Genomic DNA, 15323 nt, shown 5'->3' with positions numbered 1-15323 from the left:
GTGCGTGACACTGGCAGATCCTGCCGGATCAGCTCAGCCTTGCCGGACCTTCCTGGTCGTCGCTGCTGAGTGGCGCGCTGGAGCATTTCCGGGACGCTCTCGGTCTCCCGTCGGCGACCCGGCTGCGGGCTGAGCCGCACGCGATGCTTGTACGGCAAGGGCCAGTTCTTCCTTCCGCACCAGGATTCGGAGAAGGACGACGCCATGGTGGGCACGCAGGTGCTCTCCCTGCCTTCGGCGCACACGGGGGGAGAGCTGGTCGTCGAGCACGCCGGGCAGGAGTGTGCCTACCGCGGCTCGAAGACGGATCTGACCCTCGTCGCCTTCTATGCCGACTGCCGGCACCAGGTCACTCCGGTCCGAACCGGGTATCGGGTGACGCTCACCTTCAACCTGCTCGCCGAGCCGGGGAGTTCGGCGCAGGTGTCCGGACCGTTGGCGGAGCTGGCACACAGTCCGGGCCGGCACTTCGGCCGGCTCGCCCGCCAAGTCGCGTTACGGCAGCTGCGAGTTGGATCCGCCGAACCGGCTCGGTATCTGCTCGATCACGAGTACACCCAGCGGGGCCTGAGCTGGGAGCGGCTCAAAGGCGCCGACGCAGGGCGCGCCGCTCTGCTGCGCGCCGCTGCAGGGCAGGCCGGGCCTGGGATGCCTATCCCGACGGGGACGATCCCTGGGACGACTACGGGTACGACGAGGATGCGGACGACGACGGCGATGAGGGCGACGACGGTGACGCCGGCGAGGACGGGGACTACGTCCTCCAGGACCTGATCGACGACGAGATCACCCTCGGCTGGTGGACCGGTCCGGACGGCACCGGTGGCGAGCCGATCTCGTTGCGGGTTCACGACCACGAGGTGTGCGCGAGTACCGCGAGCGCGGATCTGACGCCCTACGACTCCCAGTACGAGGGCTACATGGGCAACTACGGCAACACGCTGGACCGGTGGTACCGACGGGCCGCGGTCGTCGTGTGGCCGCGTGAGCGGGCCTTCGCGGCACGCGGCGAGGCCGGATCGGGGTGGGCACTGGAGGAACTGCGCGCCGGTATCGCGCGAGGTGACCTGGAGAGGGCACGACACCAGGCCCAGTCCCTCGCACCGTTCTGGAAGCACATCCACCCGCAACCCGAGCTGCTGGACTGCGCGCTGCAGGTCGCCGCAGGCCTGGATGCGGCCGAGACCGCGGCGATGCTACTGGAGCCGTTCCAGGCGGGCACACTCGGCCCGCAGCACGCGGGCGCACTGGCCGCGGCAGCCGAGCGGTACGGAACCGCGTGGATGCGCCGGGTCCTCGACGCCTGGTTCGCCTCGGAGCACCGCCTCCAACCGCAGCAGTACCAGTGGACCGAGCAACCGCCCGGGCTGTGCGTGGCGCTGCGTGCACATCGAGCACCGACGGTGGCACAGCTGCTGTCCGCCAGGGTCTGGGCCGCGGTGGACAGCGGCCTTCAGCTGTGGACCACAACAGGACCGGCCGAGACCGCCGTGCGCAGCTGCAGCAGCTGGCCCTGCCACTGCGACACGTCCTGGCGGCGGCCGACGAAGAGCTGCGGGACGGGATCCTGGCAGCGTTGCGCGAACGCGGGGACACGGTGCTCGAATGTCTGATGCCGCTCCTGCGCCGCGCCGCGGAGGCGTTGTCGGCGGACGAGCGGGGCATGGCGGGGCTCGACGCGATCGCGTGGGACTGTGCGGACCGGCTCGGCGCGGTGCGCGAGCGTCCGCCGCGCGCTGCTGACGACTGGTCCGTGGCCTGGGCCGGGTGCGGCTGCGAGCTGTGCGGTGCCCTCGGTGCGTTCCTCGGCTCCCGGTCGCGGCAGGTACATGAGTGGCCGCTGGCGAAAGAGGGCGGCGGCATGTGCACACCAGGATCGACTCGGCCGAGCTGCCGGTGCGTCACGAGACCAGGCGGCAGGGGCGCCCGTACACGCTGGTGCTGACGAAGACCCAGGAGCTGTTCACCCGAGGGCAGACGGTCCGCCGCCAGGCCGCGGCGGACCTGGCATGGCTGATATCGCTACGGAACGCGTAAATGCGGCTTCCGTCCACCGACCTCGCCCGGTGGACGGGCAGCCTGCTCAACGGTCGGCGCTGCCGGGCGGTACGACCCATTCGGCGGGTTGTCCCGTCAGGGAGGCGATCATGTCGAAGTCGCCGTCGTAGTGGAGGACCGTTCGCCGGTGGAGTTCCGCTGTGGCCGCGATCAGCAGGTCGGGGAGCGACAGAGCGCGGTGGAAGCCTGCGTTGAGGGCATGGCGCTGGATCTCGAGAGCCCGGCTGAACGTGTCGTCGTCGGTGCGGAGGTAGTCGAAGGCGTGCAGCCAGGTGCTGATCCGCGTTGCTTCTGAACTGTCCCGTGCGGAGTGGATCATCTCGAACTCGGTGGGCTGGCACACGGCGAGGAGGTAGCGCTCATGCAGGGGCCTGAGCACCTCTTTGACGCTCGGTTTCGTCCAGCGGGCGAGGGCGGACTTGTCGATCAGGTAGCGGTCCTGCATCAGGCGGCCTGGCCCCCGTTGTGGTCATCGTCGTGCTTGAGGGAGCCGTCGGCGTTGCGGGGGCCGGTGCTCTCGACGATCTCACTGAAGTCGAGCTCGCCGGCGTCCATGGCGTCGAAGCCCTCCTGCCGCAGGTGCCTCTTGACGGCGTCTTCCATGGCGAGACGGACGGCTTTGGCCTTCGTTTTGGTCCCGAAGATGCGCATGGCCTCGGCGACCATGTCTTCATCGAGGTCGATGACGGTCCTGGCCATGTGGATGGTCCCTTCGCAGATGCTCCTGTCAGTGCAACGATATCATTTATCGGCCATGGGAGATATCGTTTCGATCGGAGGTTTCATCGTGGATGGAGACTGCGGCGGTCGCGGTGAGTGCCGAGCGGTCGCTCCTTGGGGGAAATGGACAGTCGTCCTCATGTCAGGGCTCCACCCCTGCCAGGGGTCCCGTCAGAAGTGATGGGGCGGCGAGAGGTGGCCGTCAAAGCAGCCCTGCCGGTGGACAGCCGGTGGACAGATGCCTTTGGGCGATGCGTCACGGGGTGGTACGGGTCAATCTGCTGTACGTGCTCTGATGAGGAAAAACGTCACCAGGCGGCATGGCGAGGCGCTGAGTAACATGATTGCTCATGGTCTCGTAATGCGTAGGTCTCGTGTTCGAATCCCGAAGGCGGCTCCATGGTGAACCCCAGGTCAGGGTTTTGGCCTGGGGTTTCTTTCCTTTGGTGACCTTGGAATCTCGGCAAATCGGGCACCTGCGGTCTGTGCATCGCCATGCGCAGGTTCGAGGTCTGCGATCCGGGAAGGTTCTGCTCTGCAGGCGTGTGCTGCTCTTTTGTCTCTTGCGGTCGCTCTTCTTCGGTCGTCAAATCAAATTGACGCACCCGGAGTGGTGGTCTGGATGAGGTCGCGGATCGCGGCCACGCCGCGGGCGATGCGGTCTTCGGACTCGCTGCCCACGGAGACCCGGATGTAGCGATCACACGAGTCCCCGTACCCGATTCCGGGCACCACGCTGATCGCGCTCTCCTTCAGCAGCCGGCTGGCGAACTCGGTGGAGTCGAGGCTGGAGCCGCCCAGGGAGGCGAAGAGATAGAACGTCGACGTGCCGGGCAATGTGTCGATGCCGTAGTCCGCGAACCGGGTACCGACGCGGTTGCGTAGTTGGACGGTGCGCTGGATCTGCGGCCTGGTGATGTCCAGCAGGTCGTCGAAACGTTCGGCCAGATAGGCCGCCAGAATGGTCGGCGCACAGGTGACCAGGTGCTGGTTGATCTTCAGAACCTGGTCGGAGAGCCGCTGGTTGGCGATGAGGTATCCGATCCGCCAGCCCGAGACGCCGTAGTTCTTCGACATCGAGTTGACCGTGATCGTGTGCTCCTTGTCCGGGTCGAGCGCCCCGGCCGCGAGGAACTCGGTGCCCGGCGACATGAACTCGTTGTACGCCTCGTCGACGATCAGCAAGAGCCCATGCCGGTCGGCCAGTTCGTGCAGGTGCTCCAGCTCGGCCCGGGTGTAGACGTGCCCGCTCGGGTTGTTCGGGTTGTTGATGATGACGGCACGTGTGCGCGCGGTGACGAACCGCTCGAAGTTGAAGACCGGCACATCGTGGGGAACCATCACCGGCTCGCCACGGCACATACGGATCTGAGCCGGATAGCTCAGCCAGTACGGCTCCGGCACGATCACCTCGTCGCCGGGGTCGAGGATGACCATGAGCGCCATGTAGATGGCGGCCTTCGACCCGGCGGTGACGATCACCTCGGTCTCCGGGTCCACCGGGAGCGCGAACTTGCTCTCGTAGTACTTGGCCAGCAGCCGCCGCAGCTCCGGCAGTCCCCGGGAATGCGAGTAGTGGTGCAGACCGGGCGTCGTGAGCCCGTCGAACGCCGGTAGCGGCAGGTCGAAGAAGGCCTCGCCGAGGGACAGCGTGATGATGTCCCTTCCGGCGGCCTTCATGTCGTAGACGACGTTGTTGTACTGGACCGACAGGGCCTGGCCGATGTCCTCCATCAGCAAGGAGGTGCGCAAGGGATGCTTCGTCGCGGTGTGCAGCTGTCCCCCCATCAGATCGTCCTCGTCTGGCCACTGCCCCAGACCACGTTCTTCACGGTGGTGAGCGAGTCCAGGCCCATGGGTCCCCGCACATGCAGCTTCTGGGTGGAGACACCGATCTCCACGCCGTAGCCGAACTCCCCGCCGTCGGAGTAGCGGGTGGAGGTGTTGACGAAGACGCTGCCGGAGTCGACCTCCCGGGTGAAGCGCCGCGCCACGTCGATGTCCTTGGCCACGATGCCCTCCGCGTTGGAAGTGCCCCACCGGCGGATGTGCGCGATGGCGCTGTCGGCATCGGGAACGACCTTGACCGCGAGCACGAGCCGCAGGTACTCGGTGGCCCAGTCCTCCTCGGTCGCGGCGACCGCCTTCGGCCAGACGCGCTGCACGGTTTCGTCGCCGCGGATCTCCACGCCCGCCTCGGCCAGCAGCTCAAGGACACCGGGCAACCAGGACTCCGCCAGGTCCTCGTGGACCAGCAGGGTCTCCATCGCATTGCACACGCTGGGCCGGGAGGCCTTGGCGTTGATCGTCACTGCGGTGGCGATGTCCAGGTCGGCGGAGCCGTCGATGTAGGTGTGGCAGTTGCCGGCACCGTCGATCACCGTGGGTACGGTGGCGTTCTGCTCGACGGAGGCGATCAGCTCCGGGCCGCCTCGTGGGACGAGCAGATCGATGTACCCCTTGGCACGCATGAGTTCCATGGCGGCATCACGGGACGGGTCGGATATCAGCTGAACCGCTGCGGCGGGCACTTCGTCGTGCTCGGAGATGGCCTCCGCCAGGGCCGCCATGATCGCGGCATTGGTGGCCGTGGCCATGGACGAGCCGCGCAGCACCGCGCAGTTGCCGGTCTTCAGACTCAGCGCCGCGACCTCCGCCGTGACATTGGGCCGAGCCTCGTAGATCACCGCGATGACGCCGAGCGGCTCCCGCACCTGCTCGACCAGCAGCCCGTTGGGCCGCGTCCAGCCCTTGACGACCTCACCGACCGGGTCCGCCAGCGACGCCACCTTGTGGATGGCCTTCACCAGGCCGGCCATCCTGCTCTCGGTGAGGGTCAGGCGGTCGATGAGGGTGGGGGTGACGCCGGCCGCGCGGGCGGCCGCGATGTCCTGCTCGTTCGCCTCGGTGATCGAGTCCCGCCGGCGCTCGACGGCGGCCGCCATGTCCAGGAGGACCTGGTCCTTCTGGGCTGTGGTCAGCTGCTTGACGGCGACGGACGCCTCCGCGGCAGCACGGCAGATCTGGGTTACCGACACAACTAGCCTCCAAGAATGCGTACGTAGTCACAGTCGTTGAACAACGCCGAGGCGGACCGGCCGTCGGCTCCGGCCTCCGCAGAGCCGAGGCGGACGCTGCCACGGGCGATCACCCGGGAGGCCGAGCCGACGATGTCCACGACGTCGCCGCTGTCGAACGGCCCCTTGATCGCATCGACGCTCCCGCAGAGCAGGGCCCGGCCCGACTCGATGGCCTGCTGCCCCGTGGCGTCGCAGACGACGGATCCGCTCGGGGGGTTCCGGAACGCACGCCACAGGCGACCGAGATCGGGTGACGTGGAGTGGGATGTGCGCGGCGGGAAGACGGTCCCCGCCACCTCGTCGCCCCGGAAGGCCGCGACCAGGGCGGTGGAGTCCATCGCGTCGGCCACCACGGTGCGGACCCCGGCGTGGGTGGCGATCCAGCAGGAGCTCAGTTTCACGAGCATGCCTCCGGTTCCGCCGTCCCCGGTGGATCCCCCGGCCACTGCCTCGACGTCGGAGATCGGCCCCGTCACCTCGGCGATGCGCGCAGCGTCATCGTCGAGCAGCGGGTTGCCGTCGTAGAGGCCGGCCACGTTGGTGAGCAGCAGAAGCAGCCGCGCTTCGATGAACCCGCTGAGCAGAGCGGCCAGTACGTCGTTGTTGCGCACGCCCAGCGCGTCGTTCTCGTTGACGATGGGCACCATGCCCAGCGACCGCATCAGGTCGAGCGTGCGGCGGACCCCCCCTCCGCGTTCCGGCGCGACGAGATCGTGCGGCGTCAGCAGGATCTGCCCTGTTTCAAGGCCGTGCGCGGCAAATCGGGCATGGAGCGAGGAGTACAGCACTCCCTGACCGAGCGCCGCTGCGGTCTGTGCGGCCTCCGTCGTCTCCTGTGTCAAAGTGCTGTGCCTGGTCCGGCCCAGGGCGATGGCCCCCGAGGTGACGAGCACCGGCGCCAAACCGGCCTCGATTCCCTTCGACACCGTCGTGCAGAGGGTGTCGAGCTTGACGGGGTCCACCTCTCCCCGAGTGATCAGGGACGAAGTTCCGACCTTGATGACGACCCGGTTGCCGGTGCCGTCGGTGATTCCATCCCGCATGGTCTCCTCGCCTGAACCTCGGCAGTCGAAATGAGAGAGCGGAGGGTGGCCGCTTCCAAGGAGAGATGGTTGCCGGGAGTGGTGTTCTCCCAATGTGCTGCCGATTCGCTGCCGCTGTCGGGTGCTTGCGCACCGCGGAATTCAGCGCTCGACGTGGCCTCCGCCCCTGCCCGCGCGGTCGTTCGTCGCGCTGCGCCGGGTCGCCAACTGACTAAACTTGTATGAGTGTTGACGCTTCATCAGTTGGGAAAGTCACTTGTTCAGGACTCACCCGACGTCACACTGCGTGCCTCGATCACGGGGCGAATCTGAATCGGGAGCTCCTGTGACAGACCATACGTTGTCCAGTACTTCGCCGTCGGGCCTGTCCCCGCAGTCGCCCCCGGCGGACCCCAGCAGGCGCAACACCTGGGTGCTGGTGTCGTTCACCGCCGTGACCAATCTGACCGACGGCGTGACCAAGGTGGCGCTCCCGCTCGTCGCCACGTCACTGACCGACTCACCCGCTCTGGTCTCGGGCGTGCTGCTCACCCTGACCTTGCCGTGGCTGCTGGTCGCGCTGCACGTGGGCGTGCTGGTCGACCGGTCTGACCGCCGCAAGCTCCTGTGGCTGGCCAACTCCATGCGTATGACTGCGGTGCTCGGTCTTTTCGCCGCGGTGGCGACTGACGTGGTCAGCCTTCCCCTGTTGTACGGGGGCGGGCTGATCCTCGGTGTCGCGGAGGTGATCGCTCTGACGTCCGCCGCAGCGCTGGTCCCGGCCGCCGTGGCACCGGCCGGTCGCGAGCGCGCCAACACCTGGGTGACAGCGGCGGAGACGCTGTGCAACGAGTTCGCCGGGCCCTTCGTGGGCGGCATCCTCGTCGCTGCGAGCGCTTCGATCGCGCTCGGCGCGACCATCGGCGGATACGCGTTGGCCATCCTCATCCTGCCCTTCCTGGTGGGCCGGTTCCGGATCCCACGGCAGTCCGACCAGCCGAAGGCGACCGTCCATCAGCAGATCGGCGAAGGGCTGCGGTTCCTGTGGAACCAGCGACTGCTGCGGCTGCTCTCGCTGACGGTCACCGGGCTCATCACCTGCTGGGCCGCATGGTTCGCCCTCATGCCGCTGGTCGCGACCGAGGAGTTGGGCCTGAGCGCGGACCGTTACGGCATGCTCGTGGGGGCGCTGGGCGTCGGGGGTGTCGTGGGCACGATGAGCGTCGGCCTCGCCAACCGGCTCTTCGGCCGGCGGTGGGTCATGTTCGGAAACGTCTTCTTCACCGCTTCCATGGTCGCTGTCCCTGCGTTGACCAGCAACGTCTGGGCGATCGGAGCAGCGGCGTTCCTCGGCGGCATGGGGGGCACCCTGTGGGCGGTGAACTCCCGCAGCATTGGTCAGACGCTGGTGGGTGCCGAGTTGATGGGCCGCTACAGCGCCGCCGCCCGGCTCTTCTCCTGGGGCTCCATCCCGGTCGGTGCCGCGGTGTCGGGAGCGCTCGCCCAGTGGCTGGGGTACCGGGTGACGTTCGGCCTCTTCGCTGTGGCCACCGCGGTGGTCATCGTTCCTTTCCTGCGCGTCTTCACGCCGAAGGTGCTCACCGAAGTCGAAGCCCGGATCGCAGCCGGCTGACACACGTCACAGGGCAGACGCATCGGCAGCACATCGAGAGAACAACTCGGCTCGGAAGAATCGCGGCGTACGAGCCATCGGCAGTAGCTGGAGACAACGTGCTGACCACACCGCCAGACCTCGATTTGATGATCGCGCGCTATGCCACGGGAGATTTCGGCGACTCCACATTGATCCATGAGGCCGGTCTGGAGTCGCTGTCGCTCCTGCGCCTTGCCGTTGAGGTCGCCGTCGGCGCGGACGCGGAGATCGACGCCGCGGGCCTGGTCGACGTACGGACGGTCGGGGATCTCAAGGTCTGGCTCACCAGCCTGGTCGCCAACGATGGGGACGAGACCGGTGCCGCATGCTGAAGAACACCGCGGCCTCCAGCACGGCGGACCCCGCCCTTCTGCCCATCACCGATTCCCAGAAGGGGCTGCTCGTCGTCGACAGCAGGGTGCCGACCCGCGAGATCTACAACCAGATCATGCAGTTCGACCTCGATCCGCGGCTGCCGGACAACGTCGTCGAACAGGCCCTCGCGGTCCTGGTGACGGTTCAGCCGGCGCTGCGCCAGGTCTTCGGTCATCTGCCGAGGATGCATTCCAGGTTCACCCCTCCGCCGGAGATGGGGCATGTGCCGTTCGAGCGGGTGGACGTACCGCCTGGCGAGTACGCCGCGGCCACCGAGGCATTGGCGAGGCGGCTGGGACAACGCCCGTTCGACCTCGCGGCAGGGCCGGCCTGTCGATTCGGATACGTGCGTGCCACTGACGGCTCCGCAGCCGCCATTTTGCTGTGTGGCCATCACATCGTCGGGGACGGCGTCTCGATGGGGCCGCTCACGCGGGACTTGGAAGCCGCGCTGACCTCGAAGCTCACCGCAGAGGACGTCGAAGCGCTGCGCGAGGCTCGCGAATCGGCCTTTCTTCGGGAACTCGAGGCGCAGAACCGGGCCTCCGGCTCGCCGGAGACGGCCGAGCACGTCAGGGTATGGGCCGAGCAGTTGCGCGGCGCCCCACCTCTCGTGCTGAACCCCCGGCCGGGGCGGCCTGAGGAGACGGACTTCTCCGGTGCACGCCTTTCGTGGCTACTCAGCGAGCGAGAAGCGTCCGACGTCCAGGAGACCTGCAAGCGGCTCTCCGTCACCCCCTTCGTACTGCTGAGCGCCGTCTACGGGGCCGTACTCGCCCGGCACGGCGGTGTGTCCACGGTCCTGATCGGCAGTCCCTTGTCGGCCAGGCGCACAGTCCGCTCGTACGACCTCTGCGGTTTCTTCGTCAACACCCTGCCCGTCACGGTCGACGTGGACTGGTCGCGCCCGGTGGACGAGCACATCGCCGAGACCGTCCGGGAAGCCGTCGACTACTGCCGCGCCAGGGTCGCGGTCACGCTCAACCAGCTCGTGGCGGCTGTCGGGCAGGACCGCACCAGCAACCGCAACCCGCTGTTCTCCTGCATGCTCGCGATGCAGGACACCTTCGACGGGAAAACGACCGGCGCCGTCGTCGGGGTGCGGGAACCGGGCAACGGAACGGCGAAGTTCGACCTGTGGCTCGGTGCCACGAAGGTGGAGAGCCGATGGCTGCTGGAGCTCGAGTACGACCGGCAACTGATATCGGAGGCTGTCGCGGACGCGCTGCTCGCGTCGCTGCGCACGGCACTGCGTCGCACGCTCGAAGACGGCACCCGTCCGTTGGCCGACCTGTTCACCGACCCGGTCACCGACGGCGACCTTCCGGACCCGGCGGTCCAGTCGGCGGATGCCGGCCGTCCGGCACCGGCTCCGACCCGCGGTCTCGCGGAGTGGATCGAGCGGGCCGCTCGCCGTACGCCCGACGCGATCGCCGTCGAGGAGCCCCTGCGGAAGCTGACGTACGGCGAACTCCTGGCCGCCGCCGAGCGGACCGCCGACGGACTGGCCCGGCGGGGCGTCACACCGGGGCAGGTCGTCGGCCTGTGCCCGGACGGGCTGTGCGACTCCGTGATCGCGATGCTCGCGATCCTGCGCTGCGGTGCCACCTTTCTGCCGCTGGATACGAGCCTGCCGGGGGAACGCCTCGCTCACATGGTGGACCAGGCAGGCTGCCGCCTGATCGTCGGCCACGGCCTCGACCTCCCCGGGACGCGCACCACCGGCCTGGCCGAACTCTCCGTCCCCGGCGACGGGCCCCGTGCCTCGGGCGGCTCCGCCGGCTCGGCGGTGTACCTGATGTTCACCTCGGGATCGAGTGGCGTCCCCAAGGGGGTGGTGATGGGCCACCCGCCTCTGCTGAACCTGGCCGCGTGGCAGATCTCTGCCATGGAGCACGACGCGACGACACGCTTCCTCCAGTACGCCCCCCTCGGCTTCGACGTCTCCTTCCAGGAGATCGTTCCGACACTCGCATCGGGCGGCACCGTCGTCTCCCGCGAGCCGGCCGACCGGCGGGACTTCCCGGCGCTGGTCCGGCGCGTCGAGGAGACACGGGTCAGCCACGTCTTCCTGCCGGTGGCGGCCCTCCGCCCGTTCGTCCAGGCCGCACGGCGTGCCTCGGCCCGCTTTCCCTGCCTGCGGCGCGTCTGCGTCTCCGGTGAGCAGCTCCTCGTCGACGACGAGATCCGCCGGTTCTTCGTCGACCACCCGCAATGTGTGCTCGTCAACCTCTACGGTCCCACCGAGACCAACGCCGCCACGGTGCACGAGATGCGGGGCGACGACGTGCGGTGGCCCGCCCACGCACCGATCGGCCGCCCGTTGCCGGGTGTGGCGGCGTACGTGGTCGACGGGACGGGCCATCTCGCACCCGTCGGCGTACCCGGCGAACTCCATCTCGGCGGCGTCAGCCCCGCGGACGGCTATCTTGACGCGGAACGGACCGCGGCGAGTTTCCTGCCCGACCGGTTCTCCGGCGACGGAACCTCGCGCATGTACCGCACAGGCGACCAGGTGGTGCGGGACGCCGACGGGACACTGATCTTCCTCGGCCGGCAGGACAGCCAGACGAAGATCCGCGGTTACCGGGTGGAGCTCGGCGAAATCGAGGCGGTCGCCAACACCGCAGCTGGCGTCAGGCAGTCCGTCGCGGTGGCGAGAGGGCTCGGGGCCGACCGCGAACTGGTCCTCTTCCTCGTCGCGGAGCCCGGCGCCGAGCCCGATCACGGGGAGCTCCGGGCCCGGATCTCCGCGGTACTGCCGTCGTACATGTCGCCGTCCTGGACCTTCGACATCGAGCGGATACCGACGTCGCGCACTGGCAAGACCGACCGGGACGCCCTGGTCGCCGTGGCGGACCGGCACATCGCCGAGCGGAAGACGAACGCGGCCGCGACCACGGTCGAATACGCCTCCGATCTGGAGCGCGGACTGGCCGCCATCTGGTCGTCGATCCTGGAGACCGACGGGATCGCCCGCGACCGGTCCTTGATCGATTACGGAGCCCACTCCCTGAACATCTTCACGGCCCTCGCCGAGATCCAGGAGGAGTACGGCGCGACGGTCCCGGTAGCCGAGTTCTTCCGGTCACCCACCATCGCGACGCTCGCCGACCTCGTACGGGCGAGCCCGGCCGAAGACGAGGCCCGGGCATGACGGCCGCGACGGTGCCCGGCCGCCTCATCGCGATGGCACGGGGCAAAGACCGCCCCGGCTGCCTGATCCTGCCGGGGGCCGGCGGCGGACTCACCCCGTACTGGCGGCTGGCCTCGGTGCTCGGCAGGACCCGTGCCGTGGACTTCGTACGGCCCTTGGGGCTCATGCCGGGCGAGGAGCCGGAGACGACGGTCGCGGAGATGGCCGAGTCGGTGCTCGGCATCGTCGACGGGGCGGCCGAGGTGCCGCGGTCGGTGGTCGGCTGGTCACTCGGCGGCCTCGTGGCATGGGAGGTCTGCGCCAGGCTCGCCGAGGACGGACACCGGCCGGATCTCGTGATCGTCGACAGTTCTCCGCTGCCCCGGGTGCCCGAGCCGGGCGAGGACGAGTGGATCCGGGACAAGATGGTGGCCGATCTCGGCCCGAAGGCGGATCAGCGGTCCGTCGGCAGTGTGGTGCGCACCTTCGCGGCGCAGGCCGCCGCCCTCACCGACTACGCGACCGAGTCGGTCTACCCGGGCAGGGTCCTGCTCCTCGTGTGTTCCCCGTACGACAAGGGCGACCGGCAGGCCGCCGTACGGCGCTGGCGGGAACTCGCGCCGAACCTGGAAGTCGTCCGCCTCGACGCCGGACATTACGACGTGTTCGAACCCGCGCACCTTCCCCAGTTGGCCGAGGCCATTCACGCGTTCCAGAACCAGGACGGGCGATGACACCCGAGACAGGTACGACAGCCAAGACAGGGACGACAGCCAAGACAGGGACGACAGCCGAAACAGGGACGACGGAGACGGCTCGGCCTCCGGTAGCCGTCGTCAGCGGCGGAACCCGCGGTATCGGCCTCGCTTTCAGCCGCCGTCTGGTGAAGCTGGGTTTCCAGGTGAACGCGCTGTACCGGTCCGACGAGGAGGGCGCGCGCGGGGCGGTGCGGGAGGTGGGCCCCAGGCTGAACACCGTGCGGGTGGACCTCTCCGACGGGGCCTCGGTGGTCGAAGCGGCGGAGGCGGTCGTGGCGGAGTACGGGGCGCCGGTGGTCCTGGTCAACAACGCCGGGATGAACGTCGACCGTCCGTTCCTGGAGATGAGCCACGACGACTGGCGGCGGGTCGTCGACACCAACCTCTCCGGTGTCTTCTATCTGACCCGCGCGCTGGCACCGGCGATGGTGGCCTCCGGCACCGACGCGACGATTGTCAACGTCGGCGCCACCACGGGCATCCGTCCCCGCCGCAACGGTGCCAACTACTGTGCGAGCAAGGCGGGTCTGCTGCACCTGACCAAGTGCCTCGCCCTCGAGCTGGCCCCCCGCATCCGGGTCAACTGCCTGATTCCCGGCAACACCGAGACCGACGAACTGGTCGAGCGGTTCAACCTGAACGATCCGGACGCCCGGCGCGGAATGCTCGACGAGATACCGCAGCGGCGGATCGCCGCCCCGGAAGAGATCGCGAACGCCCTGGAATTCCTCGTCAGCCCGAACAGCGCGTACATGACGGGACAGAAGCTCGTCGTGGACGGCGGACAGTTCATGTGGTGACGGGCACGGCGGCACGTCCGGGCGCGAGCAGTACCCCACTCCTTGGACCTCTCGATCAGCGTCTCCTCCGAAAGGGAAGCACCATGACGACCCGCACCCTCTACGACTGGTTCCGGGCCTCCGCCGAGGCGAAACCGGACGACCCGGCCCTCGAGGTGCTGGACGTCACCCTCACCTACGCCGAGCTGAGGGCCGCTGCCGAGTGGATGTCGGCCCGCATCGTCGAGGCGGCGGGTGGCCGGCCCGGCAGAGTGGGCCTGCTCACCTCGCGCACCGCGGTCAGCTACGTCGCCTATCTGGCGGTGCAGCGGCTCGGCGCGACCGCGGTGCCTCTGAACCCCGCGGCCCCGGCGTCGCGCAACCTCGACATCGCCAAGGAGGGCGGACTCGATCTCACGGTGTTCGACGACACTGCGGGTGACGGCGCGGCGGAGTACCGGCACGACGCGGGAGTACGACTGCTCGACATGACGGGCGATAAGTGGCGCCCCCTGCTCGCACCCGAACCGTCGGACGACATCCCGGACCAGGTCCGCCAGCCCGAGACCGGCACGGCGTACATCATCTTCACCAGCGGAACCACCGGCAGGCCCAAGGGCGTGCCCACCACGTACGCCAGCGTGAACGCCTTCCTCACGGAGGCCATCGCGCGCTATGAACTCGGCCCCGGCTGCCGGGTCTCGCAGAACTTCGAGATGTCCTTCGACGGCTCGGTGTCCGAGATGTTCAGTACTTGGGGGTCCGGCGCGACCCTCTGTGTGGCGCAGCACGGTGACGTGTTCACCCCGGTGCGGATCGTCAACACCAGACGGCTCACCCACTGGATGTCGGTGCCGTCCGTCATCTCCTTCGCCAAGCGCCTGCGCGCGCTGGCCCCCGGGAGCATGCCCACGCTACGACGTGGGCTGTTCGGCGGGGAGAGGCTCGGCGTCGACCAGGCCGAGGCCTGGTGCGCCGCGGCGCCGAACGCGGTCATGAACAACTGCTACGGCCCGACGGAGACCACGATCGTCGTCACCGGGTACGAGGTTCCGCGGGAGCGGGCCGACTGGCCGGAGACCAGCAACCGGTCCATCCCCATCGGCCTGCCGCACCCGTGTCTGGACTGGCTCCTGCTGGACGAGGACCTGCGGCCCGCCGACGACGGTGAGCTGTGCGTGCGTGGCCCGCAGCGTTTCCCCGGCTATCTGGACCCCACGGAGAACGCCGGGCGGTTCGTCCTCATGGAATCGGGCTCGGACTCCGACGCGGACCACGGCCACGGCCGCATCCACGACGGCCAGGAGCCGCTCACGCCGGAGCACTACTACCGCACCGGCGACCGGTGCCGGCTCGAAGGCGGTGAACTGGTCCACCTCGGACGGATCGACGGACAGGTCAAGATCCGCGGCAACCGGATCGAACTCGGTGAGATCGAGTCGGCGCTGCGGTGCCACCTCTCGGTCGACGAGGCTGTGGTCCTCGTCGTCCCCGCCGCCGACGGCGAGAACGAACTGCGCGCCGTGTACACCGGCGAGGAGGTTCCGGCGAACGAGTTCACCGAGCTGGTCTCCGCCCTGCCCCGCTACATGCGTCCGCGCAGCTACCACCACCGCGAGTCGCTCCCGCTGACCACCGTGGGGAAGGTGGACCGCAAGCGGCTGACCGACGAGTTCGCGGCCTGACGTACGTCCGATGTCCGACCCGACCAGTTGCGCATGCCACTGAGTGACCGAGGAGA

14 protein-coding genes are annotated in these 15323 nt (G+C 68.6%); 9 read left to right on the top strand and 5 right to left on the bottom strand.

Going from position 1 to position 15323, the window contains the following annotated elements; translation table 11 throughout:
* Positions 1–204 precede the first annotated feature (204 nt).
* From U5640_RS19975 to U5640_RS19965, 3 genes are all read left to right on the top strand, one after another.
* The gene (locus U5640_RS19975) at positions 205–774 is read left to right on the top strand and encodes a 2OG-Fe(II) oxygenase (RefSeq protein WP_340377127.1); all 570 of its coding nucleotides are present in this window, start codon (positions 205–207) and stop codon (positions 772–774) included.
* A gap of 86 nt (positions 775–860) precedes the next feature.
* On the top strand, positions 861–1613 hold the full coding sequence (locus U5640_RS19970) for a hypothetical protein (RefSeq protein ID WP_340377126.1): 753 nt from the start codon (positions 861–863) through the stop codon (positions 1611–1613).
* 250 nt (positions 1614–1863) lie between these two features.
* On the top strand, positions 1864–2037 hold the full coding sequence (locus U5640_RS19965; protein ID WP_340377125.1) for a hypothetical protein: 174 nt from the start codon (positions 1864–1866) through the stop codon (positions 2035–2037).
* A gap of 46 nt (positions 2038–2083) precedes the next feature.
* On the opposite strand, the gene U5640_RS19960 is transcribed toward U5640_RS19965, so the two are convergent.
* The 5 genes from U5640_RS19960 to proB form a co-directional block, all read right to left on the bottom strand.
* On the bottom strand, positions 2084–2503 hold the full coding sequence (locus tag U5640_RS19960; RefSeq protein WP_340377124.1) for a PIN domain nuclease: 420 nt from the start codon (positions 2501–2503) through the stop codon (positions 2084–2086).
* A complete protein-coding gene (locus tag U5640_RS19955) occupies positions 2503–2757 on the bottom strand; it encodes a type II toxin-antitoxin system VapB family antitoxin (protein WP_340377123.1) in 255 nt (84 codons plus the stop codon). Before U5640_RS19955 ends, U5640_RS19960 begins: the two co-directional genes overlap by 1 nt.
* A 612-nt stretch (positions 2758–3369) precedes the next feature.
* Positions 3370–4566 carry a pyridoxal phosphate-dependent aminotransferase gene (locus U5640_RS19950; protein WP_340377122.1) on the bottom strand — a complete coding sequence of 399 codons (1197 nt, stop codon included), beginning with the start codon at positions 4564–4566 and terminating at the stop codon, positions 3370–3372.
* Positions 4566–5816: a glutamate-5-semialdehyde dehydrogenase gene (locus U5640_RS19945; RefSeq protein ID WP_340377121.1), complete on the bottom strand. Its 1251-nt coding sequence runs from the start codon at positions 5814–5816 to the stop codon at positions 4566–4568. Before U5640_RS19945 ends, U5640_RS19950 begins: the two co-directional genes overlap by 1 nt.
* Positions 5817–5818: 2 nt before the next feature.
* Entirely contained in the window at positions 5819–6901 is a 1083-nt protein-coding gene (gene proB / locus U5640_RS19940; RefSeq protein ID WP_340377120.1) for a glutamate 5-kinase, read from the bottom strand.
* Between the two features lie 340 nt (positions 6902–7241).
* Here proB and U5640_RS19935 point away from each other — a divergent pair, with 340 nt between their 5' ends.
* The 6 genes from U5640_RS19935 (at position 7242) to U5640_RS19910 (ending at position 15267) form a co-directional block, all read left to right on the top strand.
* Positions 7242–8513 carry an MFS transporter gene (locus tag U5640_RS19935; protein WP_340377119.1) on the top strand — a complete coding sequence of 424 codons (1272 nt, stop codon included), beginning with the start codon at positions 7242–7244 and terminating at the stop codon, positions 8511–8513.
* Between the two features lie 98 nt (positions 8514–8611).
* Complete coding sequence (locus U5640_RS19930; protein WP_340377118.1) at positions 8612–8866, top strand: hypothetical protein; 255 nt, start codon at positions 8612–8614, stop codon at positions 8864–8866.
* A complete protein-coding gene (locus U5640_RS19925) occupies positions 8860–12066 on the top strand; it encodes an amino acid adenylation domain-containing protein (RefSeq protein ID WP_340377117.1) in 3207 nt (1068 codons plus the stop codon). The genes U5640_RS19930 and U5640_RS19925 overlap by 7 nt, the downstream gene beginning before the upstream one ends.
* Positions 12063–12779 (top strand): alpha/beta fold hydrolase, encoded by a 717-nt coding sequence (locus U5640_RS19920; RefSeq protein ID WP_340377116.1) that lies wholly within the window; start codon positions 12063–12065, stop codon positions 12777–12779. Before U5640_RS19925 ends, U5640_RS19920 begins: the two co-directional genes overlap by 4 nt.
* Positions 12776–13603: an SDR family NAD(P)-dependent oxidoreductase gene (locus tag U5640_RS19915; RefSeq protein ID WP_340377115.1), complete on the top strand. Its 828-nt coding sequence runs from the start codon at positions 12776–12778 to the stop codon at positions 13601–13603. Before U5640_RS19920 ends, U5640_RS19915 begins: the two co-directional genes overlap by 4 nt.
* An 83-nt stretch (positions 13604–13686) precedes the next feature.
* Positions 13687–15267 carry an AMP-binding protein gene (locus tag U5640_RS19910; protein WP_340377114.1) on the top strand — a complete coding sequence of 527 codons (1581 nt, stop codon included), beginning with the start codon at positions 13687–13689 and terminating at the stop codon, positions 15265–15267.
* Positions 15268–15323 lie beyond the last annotated feature (56 nt).

The organism is Streptomyces sp. SS7, from assembly GCF_037993025.1.
Taxonomy (GTDB): Bacteria; Actinomycetota; Actinomycetes; order Streptomycetales; family Streptomycetaceae; genus Streptomyces.
This window is presented reverse-complemented; position numbering and strand designations above follow the sequence as displayed.